The 14,901-nt window shown below is 65.5% G+C and carries 11 protein-coding genes; 6 read left to right on the top strand and 5 right to left on the bottom strand.

Annotation, left to right across the window (positions count from 1 at the left end):
- The first annotated feature begins 8 nt into the window (after positions 1 to 8).
- The 3 genes from dprA (at position 9) to VSR71_RS25940 (ending at position 4,500) form a co-directional block, all read left to right on the top strand.
- A complete protein-coding gene (gene dprA / locus VSR71_RS25950) occupies positions 9 to 1,163 on the top strand; it encodes a DNA-processing protein DprA (RefSeq protein WP_342916648.1) in 1,155 nt (384 codons plus the stop codon).
- An 85-nt stretch (positions 1,164 to 1,248) separates the two neighbouring features.
- Positions 1,249 to 1,653 carry a thioredoxin family protein gene (locus VSR71_RS25945; RefSeq protein ID WP_342916647.1) on the top strand — a complete coding sequence of 135 codons (405 nt, stop codon included), beginning with the start codon at positions 1,249 to 1,251 and terminating at the stop codon, positions 1,651 to 1,653.
- A 147-nt stretch (positions 1,654 to 1,800) separates the two neighbouring features.
- Entirely contained in the window at positions 1,801 to 4,500 is a 2,700-nt protein-coding gene (locus tag VSR71_RS25940) for a DNA topoisomerase III (RefSeq protein ID WP_342916646.1), read from the top strand.
- Between the two features lie 90 nt (positions 4,501 to 4,590).
- Here VSR71_RS25940 and VSR71_RS25935 read toward each other — a convergent pair whose 3' ends face one another.
- Positions 4,591 to 5,532: a LysR family transcriptional regulator gene (locus VSR71_RS25935; protein ID WP_342916645.1), complete on the bottom strand. Its 942-nt coding sequence runs from the start codon at positions 5,530 to 5,532 to the stop codon at positions 4,591 to 4,593.
- Between the two features lie 201 nt (positions 5,533 to 5,733).
- Here VSR71_RS25935 and VSR71_RS25930 point away from each other — a divergent pair, with 201 nt between their 5' ends.
- A complete protein-coding gene (locus tag VSR71_RS25930; RefSeq protein ID WP_342916644.1) occupies positions 5,734 to 6,021 on the top strand; it encodes a hypothetical protein in 288 nt (95 codons plus the stop codon).
- 291 nt (positions 6,022 to 6,312) lie between these two features.
- On the opposite strand, the gene VSR71_RS25925 is transcribed toward VSR71_RS25930, so the two are convergent.
- The 3 genes from VSR71_RS25925 to VSR71_RS25915 form a co-directional block, all read right to left on the bottom strand.
- On the bottom strand, positions 6,313 to 6,768 hold the full coding sequence (locus VSR71_RS25925; protein WP_342916643.1) for a hypothetical protein: 456 nt from the start codon (positions 6,766 to 6,768) through the stop codon (positions 6,313 to 6,315).
- A gap of 223 nt (positions 6,769 to 6,991) precedes the next feature.
- The gene (locus VSR71_RS25920) at positions 6,992 to 7,186 is read right to left on the bottom strand and encodes a YbdD/YjiX family protein (protein WP_342916642.1); all 195 of its coding nucleotides are present in this window, start codon (positions 7,184 to 7,186) and stop codon (positions 6,992 to 6,994) included.
- A gap of 25 nt (positions 7,187 to 7,211) precedes the next feature.
- Positions 7,212 to 9,284, bottom strand: a complete 2,073-nt coding sequence (locus VSR71_RS25915) for a carbon starvation CstA family protein (RefSeq protein ID WP_342916641.1) — start codon at positions 9,282 to 9,284, stop codon at positions 7,212 to 7,214.
- Between the two features lie 391 nt (positions 9,285 to 9,675).
- Here VSR71_RS25915 and VSR71_RS25910 point away from each other — a divergent pair, with 391 nt between their 5' ends.
- Together VSR71_RS25910 and VSR71_RS25905 are read left to right on the top strand one after the other, a co-directional pair.
- The gene (locus VSR71_RS25910) at positions 9,676 to 11,094 is read left to right on the top strand and encodes a cache domain-containing protein (protein WP_342916640.1); all 1,419 of its coding nucleotides are present in this window, start codon (positions 9,676 to 9,678) and stop codon (positions 11,092 to 11,094) included.
- Positions 11,091 to 11,765, top strand: a complete 675-nt coding sequence (locus tag VSR71_RS25905) for a response regulator transcription factor (protein ID WP_342916639.1) — start codon at positions 11,091 to 11,093, stop codon at positions 11,763 to 11,765. Before VSR71_RS25910 ends, VSR71_RS25905 begins: the two co-directional genes overlap by 4 nt.
- A gap of 1,019 nt (positions 11,766 to 12,784) precedes the next feature.
- On the opposite strand, the gene VSR71_RS25900 is transcribed toward VSR71_RS25905, so the two are convergent.
- Positions 12,785 to 14,641 (bottom strand): phosphoenolpyruvate carboxykinase (GTP), encoded by a 1,857-nt coding sequence (locus tag VSR71_RS25900; protein ID WP_342916638.1) that lies wholly within the window; start codon positions 14,639 to 14,641, stop codon positions 12,785 to 12,787.
- Positions 14,642 to 14,901: the final 260 nt, after the last annotated feature.

Here is a 14,901-nt window from a genome sequence, read left to right as displayed (position 1 = left end):
GGGATGGCGTGAAGGCATTGCCCCTGGCCGGCGTGACCCGGCAGGACACCACGCGCGAGCCTGCGGACGTGCTCGCATGGCTGCGGCTGGCCAACGCACCCGGCGTCGGCCCTGTGGCGGTGCGGCGCCTGCTGGCGGCATTCGGGCTGCCGCAGCAGGTGCTGGCGCAGAGCGCGACGGCACTGTCGGCCGTGGTGCCGGCCAGGCTGGCGCGCGCCGTGCTGGCCGCCCCCGGCGCCGCGGTGTCGGCGCTGGCCGGACAAACGCTGCGCTGGCTCGACACGCGCGGCAACCACCTCGTCACGCTTGCCGACGACGCCTATCCCCGGCGCCTGTTCGACCTCGCCGACCCGCCGCCGCTGTTATATATCCAGGGCGATCCCGCCTTGCTCGCCCGCCCCGCCGTGGCCATCGTCGGCGCTCGCTCGGCCACCGCGCAGGGCACGCGCGACGCGCTGACGTTCGGGCAAGGCTTGTCCGAGTCGGGCCTGACCGTGGTGTCGGGCCTGGCGCTCGGCATCGACGCGGCCGCCCATGCGGGCGGCCTGCGCGGCTGCGGCGGCACCGTGGCGGTCACCGGCACCGGGGCCGATCGCGTCTATCCCGCGCAGAATCTTTCATTGGCGCGCGAGGTGGGGCAGCGCGGCGCCATCGTCACCGAGTTCCCCCTCGGCATGCGCGGGCTGGCGGCCAATTTTCCGCGGCGCAACCGCATCATTGCAGCGCTGGCGCGCGGCGTGCTGGTGGTCGAGGCGGCAGCGCGCTCGGGCTCGCTGATCACGGCGCGGCTGGCGGCGGACCTCGGGCGCGAGGTATTCGCCATCCCGGGTTCGATCCACGCGCCGCTGTCGCGGGGCTGCCACCTGCTGATCGGCCAGGGGGCGAAGCTGGTGGAGTCGGTACAGGATGTGCTCGACGAACTCGGCGCCCCCGCCCCACCCCGCGCCAGCGCGGCCCCGGACCCCGATGCCACCGGCAAGGTCCGACTTTCAGAACCGGCTGATACCCTGTTGCCGGCACTCGGCTACGATCCGGTTACGCTGGACGCGCTGTGCGAGCGCAGCGGCCAGCCACCGGAGACGGTCGCGGCGCGCCTGCTCGAGCTGGAACTGGCCGGCGTGGCCGAACGTCTACCGGGAAATCTGTTCCGGCGCCTGGGCTGATCAGGTGCAGCAAGAGGGGCGCAGCCCCGATACCGATACAATCGCCGGCGTCCGCATGCCGCGGGCGCCTCATGATTCCGATGCCATGACCGTTTACTTTCCCGAGCGTGACTCTGCCGCCATTGCCGAATGCCTGGCCGCGCGGCCGCAGGGCCGCCTGGTGGCTTGCCTGTGCGCGCAGTGGTGCGGCACCTGCCGGGATTACCTGAAGGCGCTGGAGGATCTGGCCGGGCGCCATCCGCAGGATTGTTTCGTCTGGATCGATATCGAGACCCATGCCGACGCGCTCGGCGATATCGACATTGAGAACTTCCCGACGCTGCTGGTACAGCCGGCGTCGGGCGGCACGCCGCAGTTCTATGGCACGCTGCTGCCGCATGTCGAGGTGCTGGAACGCATGCTGACGCGCGGTGGCGCGATGCCGGCAAGCACCGATGACGTGCCACAGGTGCTGGAATGGTTACTTGCCGGGGGCCATGGCGCCGCCTAGGCGGCGCCGGCGACGGCAGCGGTGCTTGCTTGCACCGCCGTCGAAACCGCGCTTATTATTGGCGCCTCATAGCCTCCCGGCGTTCTGATTACTACGTTTGCAGTGCAATAGCGGGTTGCCGGAAGCGGCTCGCAAGGACCCTTTCCCATGTCAAAAGCCCTCATCATCGCGGAAAAGCCGTCGGTCGCGGCGGATATCGCCCGTGCCCTCGGGGGGTTTACCAAGCACGACGAGTATTTCGAGAGCGACGACTACGTGCTGTCTTCGGCAGTCGGCCACCTGGTCGAGATTGCCGCCCCCGACGAATACGAGGTCAAGCGCGGCAAATGGAGTTTTGCCAACCTGCCGGTGATCCCGCCGCATTTTGACCTGCGCCCGATCGCCAAGACCGAGTCGCGCCTGAAGGTGCTGAACCGCCTGATCAAGCGCAAGGACGTGACCGGGCTGATCAACGCCTGCGACGCGGGGCGCGAGGGGGAACTGATCTTCCGCCTGATCGCGCAGCAGGCCAAGGCCAAACAGCCGATCCGCCGCCTGTGGCTGCAGTCGATGACGCCGCAGGCCATCCGCGACGGCTTTGCCAGCCTGCGCGAGGACGAGGACATGCTGCCGCTGGCCGACGCCGCGCGCTGCCGCTCCGAGGCCGACTGGCTGGTCGGCATCAACGGCACGCGCGCGATGACCGCCTTCAACAGCAAGGGCGGCGGCTTCTTCCTGACCACCGTGGGCCGCGTGCAGACGCCAACGCTGTCGATCGTGGTCGAGCGCGAAGAGAAGATCAAGCACTTCGTCCCGCGCGACTACTGGGAAGTGCGCGCCGAGTTCATCGCGGCCGCGGGCCTGTACGAAGGCCGCTGGTTCGACCCCAAGTTCAAGAAGAGCGAATTCGATCCCGAGGCGCGCGAGTCGCGCCTGTGGAGCGAGGCCGAGGCCAAGAGCATCGTTGCCGCCTGCCGCGACAAGCCGGGCACCGTCACCGAGGAATCCAAGCCGTCGACGCAGCAGTCGCCGGCACTGTTCGACCTGACCACGCTGCAGCGCGAGGCCAACTCGCGCTTCGGCTTCTCGGCCAAGAACACGCTGGGCCTGGCCCAGGCGCTGTATGAGAAGCACAAGGTCCTGACCTACCCGCGTACCGATGCGCGCGCGCTGCCCGAGGACTACATGGAAACGGTCAAGCAGACCATGACCATGCTCTCCGACAGCTCGCCCAACTACCTGCCGCACGCCAAGAAGATCCTGTCGCAGGGCTGGGTCAAGCCGAACAAGAAGATCTTCGACAACAGCAAGATCAGCGACCACTTCGCCATCATTCCGACGCTGCAGGCGCCCAAGAACCTGTCGGAGCCGGAGCAGAAGCTGTATGACCTGGTGGTGCGCCGCTTCCTGGCGGTGTTCTTCCCGGCGGCGGAGTTCCAGGTCACGACCCGCATCACGGAAGTTGCCGGCCACCACTTCAAGACCGAAGGCAAGGTGCTGGTCAACCCGGGCTGGCTGGTGATCTATGGCCGCGAGGCGCAAGGCGACAAGGATGCCGCCAACCTGGTGCCCGTGGCCAAGGACGAAAAGGTCAAGACCGACAAGGTCGAGAGCGTCGGCCTGACCACCAAGCCGCCCGCGCGCTACAACGAAGCCACGCTGCTGTCCGCCATGGAAGGCGCCGGCAAGCTGGTGGACGACGACGCGCTGCGCGAAGCCATGGCCGGCAAGGGCCTGGGTACCCCGGCCACGCGCGCGGCCATCATCGAAGGCCTGCTGACCGAGAAGTACCTGGTGCGCGAAGGCCGTGAACTGATCCCGACCGCCAAGGCGTTCCAGCTGATGACGCTGCTGCGCGGCCTGGGCGTGCAGGAACTGACGCAGGCCGAACTGACCGGCGAGTGGGAGCACAAGCTCTCGCAGATCGAGCGCGGGCGCCTGAAGCGCGACGAGTTCATGCTCGAGATCGCGCAGATGACGCAACAGATCGTCAAGCGCGCCAAGGAATACGACAGCGACACCATCCCTGGCGACTACGCCACGCTGGACACGCCCTGCCCGCAGTGCGGCGGACAGGTCAAGGAGAACTATCGCCGCTTCGCCTGCACCGCGTGCGAGTTCTCGATCAGCAAGATCCCTGGCGGGCGCCAGTTCGAAATCGAAGAGGTCGAGGAACTGCTGCTGAAGAAGGAAATCGGCCCGCTGCAGGGCTTCCGCAGCAAGATGGGCCGCCCGTTTGCCGCCATCCTCAAGCTGGGCAAGGACGACGAAGGCCATTTCAAGATGGAATTCGACTTCGGCCAGAACGATGACGAGGGCGACGGCGAGCCCGTCGACTTCAGCGGCCAGGAGCCGGTCGGCACCTGCCCCAAGTGCGGCGGCGCGGTGTTCGAGCACGGCATGAAGTATGTCTGCGAGAACAGCGTGGCCAGCCCCAAGAGCTGCGACTTCACCACCGGCAAGATCATCCTGCAGCAGGAGATCAGCCGCGAGCAGATCGGCAAGTTGCTCAACGACGGCAAGACCGACCTGCTGACCGGCTTCAAGTCGTCGCGCACCGGCCGCAATTTCAAGGCCTTCCTGGTCAAGCAGCCGGACGGCAAGATCGGCTTCGAGTTCGAGGCGCGCGAGCCCAAGCCTGGCGCCAAGACCGCGGCCAAGACGGCATCGCGCGGCGCGGCCAAGCCTGCCGATGCCGAGCCTGCGGCGGCAGCTGCCGGCAAGGCGACGGCCAAGACCGCGGCCACGAAGACGGCCACAAAGACGGCCACGAAAGCGGCGGTGAAGAAGACCGCCACCAAGACCGCGGCCAAAAAGGCGCCCGCCAAGAGCGCGGCGCGCAAGACCGCTGTCGAAGCCGGCGAGTGACACCGTAAAAGCAAAGGGGCCCGCAAGGGCCCCTTGTGCAATCCGGTATCAGCCCTGGCCATTCCGGGCCTTATGGGGCCTTACGGAGCCTTACGTGCTGACGCTATGCGCCGGTTGCCGCGGCTCGGCGCCCTCCGCCTTGCCCTTCACCTGCCCTTCCTCCAGCAGGAAATCGATGAACGCACGGACCTTGGTCGGCAGGAACTTCCGGCTTGGGTAGACCACGCTGACGTCACGCCGTGGCAACTGGTACTGCGGCAACACGTGGACCAGCTTGCCGGATTCGATATTGGGCCGGGCCAGGTAGGAAGACAGCATGGCCACGCCCATATTGGCCAGAGCAGCCTGGTGCGCCAGCTCGGCGTTGCTGCACAGCAGGCCGGGGCGGATCGGAACGGTCACCTCGCCTTCGGGCCCCAGCAGCGTCCATTCGTGTTCGGCGTTGGGCAGCCGCATCGCGATGCAGCGATGGTGGCTGAGTTCATGCGCATGGCGCAGCGGTGCATGCGCGGCCACGTAGCCGGGCGACGCGCACAGGACCACCTCGGCCGATATCAGCGGGCGTGCCACCAGGTGCGAACCCAGGCCCAGGTCCGACAGCATCACGGCCACGTCGCGGCCTTCCTCGACGATGTCGACGTTGCGGTCTGACAGCAGCACGTCGAACACCACATCCGGATAAAGCTGCTGGAAGCGCGCCAGCAGTTGGGGCAGCAGGTGCAGGCCGAACATCACCGGCGTCACCAGCCGCAGCGTGCCCGACAGCGACTGGCTGCGCGCGGCGACCACGCTTTCGGCCTCTTCCACATCCTCCAGGATCTGTTGGCAGCGCTGCAGGTAGGTTTCGCCGGCGTCGGTCAGCGACAGGCTGCGGGTGGTGCGGTTCAGCAGCCGGGTGCCGAGGTGGCTTTCCAGGTCGGCGACGTAGCGGGTGACCACGGCGTTGGACATTTCCAGCTGTTGCGCTGCACGCGCGAAGCTTCCCAGTTCCACCACCTTGGAAAACACACGCATCGATTGCAGGCGATCCATGACATAGTCTCCCGATTCTGCGCTGAATCCTTACGTGATCAGGCCGTTTTATTGTTGGAATCAGAACTAATCATTGTGGATCCTGATATTTATTGATATGAGGGAAATGCCTAATATCTAGCCATCGGATGCCGCAATGCAACAACCAACTTTCGCCGAAGTGCCGGCTGAGGCATCCAAGCTATACAGAAGGCCTGAATCATGAAATACCGCTCCGCCCTCGTCGCTGTCGCCACCATCGCCGCCGCCCTGACTGCCGCGCCCGCCTTTGCCAAGGCCGGCAAGTTCGACGTCTTCGCCGATGGCGCCAAGGTGGCCAAGTTCGACGTCTACACGGACGGCGCCAAGAACGGCAAGTTCGACGTGTTCACCGATGGGGCGAAGGCCGGCAAGTTCGACGCCTTCACCGATGGCGCCCGCGCCGGCAAGTTCGACGCCTTTACCGACGGCGCCAGGTACGAAACCGGTACCGATCGCGCGCCGCTGTAAGCGACCCGTCCCTCCGGGGCCGCTAACGCAACAAGGCGCCTGCAAGCGCGATTCGGGGCCGCTCCTCCCCAGAGCGGCCCCTTCTGTTTCTGCCTGGTCTCCGACCGGCTTTGGGAGGGAGTCAAACGCTCTCCCCTGCCTGATCGGGGAAGAAGCCCGCAACCGGCACGTCCGGCTGCGGGCTTCTTTGTTTCTGCGTGCGGCGACCCCGAGGCCATACTGAATCGATTATGACAGGCCACGCAAATAAAAACGGGCCGCAAGGGCCCGTTTTTGCCTGACCACGGCAGTTCAGTCGTCGTGGTGGTGATGATGATGATGCCTGTGCTTCTTGCGCTTGTAGCTGCTCTTGTAATAACGACGGTCATCGTCATACGAGTTGCTGCGCGAGATATTGCCGCCCAGCGCCGCACCGGCACCACCGCCCAGGCCCGCGCCGATCAGGCCGCCGGTACGGCCGCCCATGGCGTTGCCCGCCGCGGTACCCGCACCGCCGCCGAGCGCGCCGCCGATGATGGCGCCCGTGCGCTCGCGGCGGTTGGACGTCACGGCGCCACCTGCGCCACCACCCACCGCACCACCGATCACCGCGCCGGTGCTGCCGCCGAGCGCGCCGCCCACCGCGGCACCGGCGACGCCGCCGAGTGCGCCGCCCAGGGCATTGTTCATGTCGCTCGCGACGGCCGGCAGCGCGCAGGCCGCCAGGGCGAGGGCAATGGTCAGATTGCGAACGGGATGGCGAGTCATCTGTTTTGTCCTTTGAATTGCCATGATGTGTCGCAAGTGTAGAGAAGCAGCCCTACCCTTGCTGTAACTACCTGTAAAGCCCTGTAACCCCCCACAGAAACGGCGTAACCGGGCAATAAAAACGCGGTGAAAATACAACACTTAATAAAAAGACAGGCGATCGAGTGATCGCCTGTCTGCATTGTCAGCACGCGGGCAACAGCCCGGTGCCACTACGGTGCTTTCAGCAGCACTTGCCTTGCCCGCCGCCGTATCGCGCTTCCTGGCGCTCGCGGAAGAACTCTTCGTAGCTCATCGGTGCGCGGTCCGGGTGCGTGCTCTCCATGTGCGCCACGTAGTTCTGGTAGTCGGGCAGTCCGACCATCAGCCGCAGTGACTGCCCGAGATAACGCCCCATCGTACCCAGTTGTTCCAGCATGGCGGGCTCCTTGTCGAAGTCAGGATCAGGACTGGGCCGAAGCCGTGCCCGGCAGCGCCTCGAACGGCGTTTCCTTGTCGGTCGGGCGGTTCACCGCGCGGGCCTGCATCGCGGTCTTGAAGCCGTAGAACACGATCGACAGAACCACCACCATGAACAGCGCGCACAGGCCGGCGTCCAGGTAGTCGTTGAAGACGATGCGGTGCATCTGCTCCATCGACTTGGCCGGGGCCAGCACCTTGCCTTCGGCGATGGCGGCGCTGAACTTGGCTGCGTGGGTCAGGAAGCTGACCTTCGGATCGGCATGGAACAGCTTCTGCCAGCCGGCGGTCAGCGTGCAGATCAGCAGCCAGACGGTCGGCACCAGCGTGACCCAGGCATACTGGCCGCGCTTCATCTTGACCAGCACGCAGGTGCCCAGCACCAGCGCCACCGCGGCCAGCATCTGGTTGGAAATGCCGAACAGCGGCCACAGCGTGTTGATGCCGCCCAGCGGATCGACCACGCCCTGGTACAGGAAGTAGCCCCAGGCCGCCACGGTCAGCGCGGTGGCGATCAGGTTGGCCGGCAGCGAGTCGGTGCGCTTGAGCGACGGCACGAAGCTGCCCAGCAGGTCCTGCAGCATGAAGCGGCCGGCGCGGGTGCCCGCGTCGACGGCGGTCAGGATGAACAGCGCCTCGAACAGGATGGCGAAGTGGTACCAGAACGCCATCATGGCCTGGCCGCCCACCACCTGGTGCAGGATGTGGGCGATGCCTACGGCCAGCGTTGGGGCGCCGCCGGCGCGCGAGATGATAGTGTTCTCGCCGACGTCCTTGGCGGTCTGCACCAGCACGTCAGGCGTGATGACAAAGCCCCAGGTCGATACCGCCTGCGCCACGGCTTCCGGCGTGGTGCCGATCACGGCGGCCGGGCTGTTCATGGCGAAGTACACGCCCGGCTCGATCACCGCGGCGGCCACCAGCGCCATGATGGCGACGAACGACTCGGCCAGCATCGCGCCGTAGCCGATAAAGCGCGCGTGGGTCTCGTTCTCCAGCAGCTTGGGCGTGGTGCCCGACGAGATCAGCGCGTGGAAGCCCGATACCGCGCCGCAGGCGATGGTGATGAACAGGAACGGGAACAGGTTGCCCGACCACACCGGGCCGCCGCCTTGGGCGAACTGCGTGAAGGCCGGCATCTTCAGCTCCGGCGCCACGATCAGGATGCCCACCGCCAGCGCGATGATGGTGCCGATCTTCAGGAAGGTCGACAGGTAGTCGCGCGGGGCCAGCAGCAGCCACACCGGCAGCACGGCGGCGATGAAGCCGTAGATGATCAGCATCCAGGTCAGCGCCTTGCCGTCGTAGGTGAACAGCGGCGCCAGCGTCGCGCTTTCATGCACATACTGGCCGCCAATGATGGCCAGCATCAGCAGCACGAAGCCGATCACCGACACTTCACCGATGCGGCCAGGGCGAATGTAGCGGGTGTAGATGCCCATGAAGATGGCGATGGGAATGGTCACCGCCACGGTAAAGGTGCCCCACGGCGAGTCGGCCAGCGCCTTCACCACGATCAGGGCCAGCACCGCCAGGATGATGATCATGATCATGAAGCAGCCGAACAGCGCGATCATGCCCGGCACCGTGCCCATCTCGGACTTGACCAGGTCGCCCAGCGAGCGGCCATCGCGGCGCGTGGAGATGAACAGCACCATGAAATCCTGCACCGCGCCGGCGAACACCACGCCGGCCAGCAGCCACAGCATGCCCGGCATGTAGCCCATCTGCGCGGCCAGCACCGGGCCGACCAGCGGGCCGGCGCCGGCAATCGCGGCGAAGTGGTGGCCGAACAGGACCGCCTTGTTGGTCGGCACATAGTCCAGACCATCGTTGTGACGCCAGGCCGGCGTCATGCGTTTCGGGTCGAGCTGCATCACCTTGTCGGCGATAAAGCGGCTGTAGTAGCGGTAGGCGATCAGGTAAATGCAGAGCGCGGCGACCACGATCCACAGCGCGCTGACGGCCTCGCCGCGCGCCAGCGCGACGGTGCCGAAGGCAAACGCGCCAAGCACGGCGACGGCCAGCCACACCAGGTGTTCTCCGATGCGATTCATAGTGAAGGGTCTCCTCAGACCGGGATTTGGAAAGCCTGCGTCGGCGAAGGACTGGTAACTGGCAACGTCTGGGTCGGCGGCGGGCGCGCCTGGGCGGGCAGCTGGGCAATCCGGCGGTGAAGGTGTCTCCTGGGATCTGGCTGCTGCTCGCCCGGTTCGTGTCGTTTCCGGATCTCGTCTTGCAGGCAGGCGGTGCACCATCCGGGTAGGCCGGTGCACCAGCTGCGTGGACGCGCGCCGCATGTTGGGGCGGCTTGCGTGTCCGGCGTGTAGTATTGACACCCGCCAAACCCCGCACAAGCGCGTAACTACGCAGCACTTCTGCGTAGTACTACGCAAATCGACGGTGGCATGCCGCCCGCGCGGCATCGGTGTTTACCCCCGCTCCTGTATGAAACTCCGCCAGAAGATCCTGTTGCTCGCGGTGGCCCCCCTGGCGGTGGCCATGCTGGGCATCGCGCTTGCCGTGCGCTACCAGGCCACCCAGCTCGCGCAGCATGAGCGCGCGCTGGTCGAGGCCGCTTACCTGCAAAGCAAGGAAATGGAGCTGCGCCACTACGTAGAACTGGCGCAGAGCGCGATCGCGCCAATGGTGCGTTCCGGCCGCAACGACGCTGCCACGCGACGGGCGGCAATGGAGGCGCTTGCCCGGCTCGACTACGGTCCGGATGGCTACTTCTTCCTGTACGACCTGCAGGGCCGCAACCTGATGCATCCGCGCCAGCCCGAGCTGGTCGGCAAGGACCTGTGGACGCTGCGCGACCCGCAAGGCGCGCTGCCGATCCAGCAGCTGATCGCGGCGGCCAAGGCTGGCGGCGGTTCGGTGCGCTACCAGTGGAGAAAACCATCGTCGCAGCAACTGGCCCCCAAGCTTGGCTATGTGGTGGCGGTGCCGGAATGGGGCTGGATGCTGGGCACCGGCATTTACCTGGACGATGTGGAAAGCACCCTGCGCCAGCTCGACGCCCGCGCCGAGACCGATATCCGCGAGACCATGGCATGGATCGGCGTGATCGCCGCGATCAGCATCCTGCTGGTGGCGGCCAGCGGCCTCGCGCTCAATGTCAGCGAGCACCGCGAGGCCGACGCCAAGCTGCGCCAGCTGGCGCAGCGCGTGGTGCAGTCGCAGGAAGAGGAACGCGCGCGGCTGTCGCGCGAATTGCACGACGGCATCAGCCAGCTGCTGGTGTCGGTCAAGCTGGTGCTGGAGACCGCCACCAACCGGCTGCGGCTGGCCCCGACCGAAGGCGCCGCGGTGGCGCCGGTACTGGGCATGGCGCTCAACCGGCTCGACACGGTTTTCAACGAAGTGCGGCGCGTGGCGCGCAACCTGCGCCCGGCACTGCTGGATGACCTGGGCCTCTTTGCCGCGCTCCAGCACCTGGCGCGCGAGATGCAAGGCGGCAGCGGCCTCCAGATTTCCGTGAGTCAGACAGGCACGCCGCGCGAATTGACCGACGAGCAGGCCACAGCGTTGTTCCGCATCGCCCAGGAGGCCCTGACCAACGTGGAGCGCCATGCGAACGCCCGGCACGTCAGCGTGTCGCTGGCCTTCGACGCTGACGCTACCCGGCTGACCGTGCGCGACGATGGCAGCGGCTTCGACGTGGCCCGCATGCAGGTCGATCCGCAGCGCGGCATCGGACTGCGCAATCTGGGCGAGCGCATTGCTGCGCTGTGTGGAGAGTTCGGGATTGTTTCCGGCGTCGGTGGTACGGAGCTGGTGGCTGCCTTGCCGCTGACCAAGGCGGTGCCCCGCGTTGCCGCCGTTTCGCAAGATCCTGTTTCCGCTGGACCTACGCAGTCATGAATATTTCGTTTGAACCCACCCATGCCGAGGCGCCGGCGCGTGTCTTGCTGATCGACGACCATGCGCTGGTGCGCGACGGAATGCGCATGCATCTGGCGTTGCAGCCGGGTTTGCGGGTCGTCTGGGAAGCCGACGATGGCGAGGCGGCGCTTGCCTGGCTGGGGCGTGCCGGCGAGGCCGACACGCCGGATCTGGTGATTACCGATATCGGCATGCGCGGCATGGGAGGAATCGCGCTGGCGGCGGCGCTGCATGACCGCTACCCGGAACTGGCGGTGTTGATCGTTTCGATGCACGACAACCTGGAATATGTGCGGCAGGCGGTTCGGGCTGGGGCGCGGGGTTATGTTTTGAAGGATGCGCCGGCGGATGAATTGATTGCCGCGATTCAGGCGGTGCTGGCCGGGCGGGTGTTTTATAGCGCGCGGATTGCCCGTGGCATGGCGGAGCAAAACCCGGGGCCGCTTGATGCGTTGACGCGGCGTGAGAGGGATATTCTGGGGTGTATTGGTCGGGGGATGGCGAATAAGGAAATTGCTGCGCAGTTAGGGGTCTCCGTGAGGACGGTGGAGACGCATCGGCTTAATCTCAAGCGGAAGCTGGGGATTGAGGGGCGGGCGGGGTTGGTGAAATATGCGGTTGAGGTGTTGGGGGAGGTTGAGGGGGGATAAAGGGGGGTATTGATTTGAGGGGGATTATTGATTTGGTCCCTGCGGTTGGGATCTGGTGGATATTTGATATGCCCGGTTCCGCCCTGAAGGGCGGGTAACTTTTTGTCCGAGCGACAAAAAGTCACCAAAAAGCGCGTTTACGGCCCTGCGGGCGGCCACTCTTATCGTAGTGGGCGGGGGCTTTCGTACGGGGCTTCGCTTCCTCACAAAGCAGGACTGCCTGACGCCTTGGTGCGCCACGGTGGCTGGGATTGACGTGGTGATTGAACGAGCCCAGAGCTGTGGGTGGACCCCTGCTGCGGGCGTCAACTTAGGGACGCCTTCGGCTGCGCTGCGCGCCGGCCCTAACGTGGCTGGCGCAATACGAAGGTCTTGGCGTAGCGCCGGCAATTTGGCTGGCTTAACTTCGTAGAACCTCCGGCCCTCACCCCCGGCCCCCTCCCGCAAGCGGGAGAGATGGGAGAAAAGCGGCAGGGAAAGGCTTCCGGGGTCACCTGCGATAGCGCCAAGCGAGCGCAGCGACGCGGCCTATGCCAGGGCGCCCGACCTTAGATGCTGCCGGCGCGCAGCGCAGCCAGCCGTAGGCGTTCCTACGTTGCCGCCCGCAGCAGGGGTCCACCCACAGCTCTGGGCTCGTTCAATAATCATGTCAATCCCGATACCCGTGGCGCACCAGGGCGTCAGGCAGCCCTGCCCTGCAACGAAGCCAAGCCCCGTACGAAAGCTTCCGCACGCTACGATAAGAGTGGCCGCCCGCAGGGCGCGTAAACGCGCTTTTTGGTGACTTTTTGTCGCTCGGACAAAAAGTTACCCGCCCTTCAGGGCGGAACCGGGCATATCAAATATCCACCAGATTCCCATATCCACCAAATCCCGGCCCGAAGCAAAACCCAATATTAAAAAAGCTCAAATAAAAAAACGCTCGCCCCATTCCAAAGGCGAGCGTTTTAAATCATAAGACAATAGAGCAATAGAACTAACTATTACCTAATACCGCCACAGCGATAAAAACAAAAAAATCACCCCTCAAGCCGCTTCCCCAACGCCGCCCGCGTTTCCGCCAGCGCCTGCGGCAAATGATGCTTCAACTGCGTGAACAACTCATCATGCAGCGCCAGCTCCTTCTGCCAGGCATCGCGATCAATCGAGGTCACCTGCGCAAATTGCGCCGGCGAGAACTCCACCCCATTCCAGTTCAGATCCTCATAACGCGGCGTCGTGCCAAACACGTGCTCGGCGCCCTGCCCCTTGCCTTCCACGCGATCGATCATCCACGACAGCACCCGCATGTTCTCGCCAAACCCCGGCCATACGAAGTTGCCGTCGGCGTCCTTGCGGAACCAGTTGACGCAGTAGATCTTCGGCAGCGTGGCGCCCGAGGCTTCGAGCTTCTTGCCCAGCTCCAGCCAGTGGCCGAAGTAGTCGCTCATGTTGTAGCCGCAGAACGGCAGCATGGCGAACGGGTCGCGGCGTACCACGCCCTGCTGGCCGGCGGCCGCGGCAGTGGTTTCCGAACCCATGGTGGCGGCCATATAGACGCCTTCGGTCCAGTCGCGCGCCTCGGTCACCAGCGGCACGGTGGTCGAACGGCGGCCGCCAAAAATGAACGCATCAATGGGTACGCCCGCCGGGTTGTCCCAGTTCTCGTCGATCGACGGGCACTGCGACGCCGGGGCCGTGAAGCGCGCATTCGGGTGCGCCGCCTTGGCGCCGGTAGCCTTGGCGATTTCCGGCGTCCAGTCCTTGCCCTGCCAGTCGACCAGGTGCGCGGGGGCTTCCTTGGTCATGCCTTCCCACCACACGTCGCCGTCATCGGTCAGCGCCACGTTGGTGAAGATGACGTTCTCCTTGAGCGTCGCCATCGCGTTGTAATTGGTCTTCTCGCTGGTGCCCGGCGCAACGCCGAAGTAGCCGGCTTCCGGGTTGATCGCGTACAGGCGGCCATCCTTGCCCGGCTTGATCCAGGCAATGTCGTCGCCGATGGTGGTGACCTTCCAGCCCTCGAAACCCTTGGGCGGGATCAGCATCGCGAAGTTGGTCTTGCCGCAGGCCGACGGGAACGCCGCGGCGACGTGGTACTTCTTGCCTTCCGGCGAGGTCACGCCAAGGATCAGCATGTGCTCGGCCAGCCAGCCTTCGTCGCGGCCCATGGTCGAAGCAATGCGCAGGGCGAAGCACTTCTTGCCCAGCAGCGCATTGCCGCCGTAGCCCGAGCCGAACGACCAGATTTCGCGCGTTTCCGGGAAATGGACGATGTACTTGGTCGGGTTGCACGGCCACGGCACGTCCTTCTCGCCGGCGGCGAGCGGTTTGCCGACGGTGTGCACGCACGGCACGAACTCGCCGTCGGTGCCGAGCACGTCATACACCGCGCGGCCCATGCGCGTCATGATGCGCATATTGACCGCCACGTACGGCGAATCGGACAGTTCCACGCCGATATGCGCGATCGGCGAGCCCAGCGGGCCCATCGAGAATGGCACCACGTACAGCGTGCGGCCGCGCATGCAGCCTTCGAACAGGCCGTTCAGCGTCTGGCGCATTTCGGCCGGGGCGGTCCAGTTGTTGGTGGGACCGGCGTCTTCCTGCCGTTCCGAGCAGATAAAGGTCCGGTCTTCAACACGTGCCACGTCCGACGGATCCGACAGGGCCAGGAACGAATTCTTGCGCTTGGCCGGGTTCAGCCGCTTCATGGTGCCGGCGGCGACCATCTGCTCGCACAGGCGGTCGTATTCTTCCTGCGACCCGTCGCACCAGTAGATATGGTCGGGCTTGGTCAGCGCGGCGATTCCGGCGACCCAGGCAACCAGCTTGGGGTGCTTGACCCAGGCCGGGGCATTCACTGGCGCCGTGCCTTGCATGGTGGGGTGGTTCATACTGCAACTCCAGGTTTGTAAAGGGAAGGAAGGGAAGGGAAACCTTGCAAAGCCTGGCCGGCGGGCGGTCGATCCGCTGCTCGCGCGGTGGACAGAATCGCGGGATCGCGGCATGGGGATCGTCATGTCCCGATCGTCACATCCCGTTACAACTCCGCGGCGGCCCGTGTTGTGCAAAAGGTCGCGGCGGTCCCTGCGGCTGCGCTAAAGTTGCGCTTCGCCCGCGCAGGGGTAGCTGCGCGCGCCGGGCGGGCTTTGTC

It is taken from the genome of Cupriavidus oxalaticus, from assembly GCF_038900635.1.
GTDB lineage: Bacteria > Pseudomonadota > Gammaproteobacteria > Burkholderiales > Burkholderiaceae > Cupriavidus > Cupriavidus oxalaticus_B.
The sequence above is the reverse complement of the archived record's forward strand: the minus strand, read 5'-3'. Positions and strand labels throughout refer to the sequence as shown.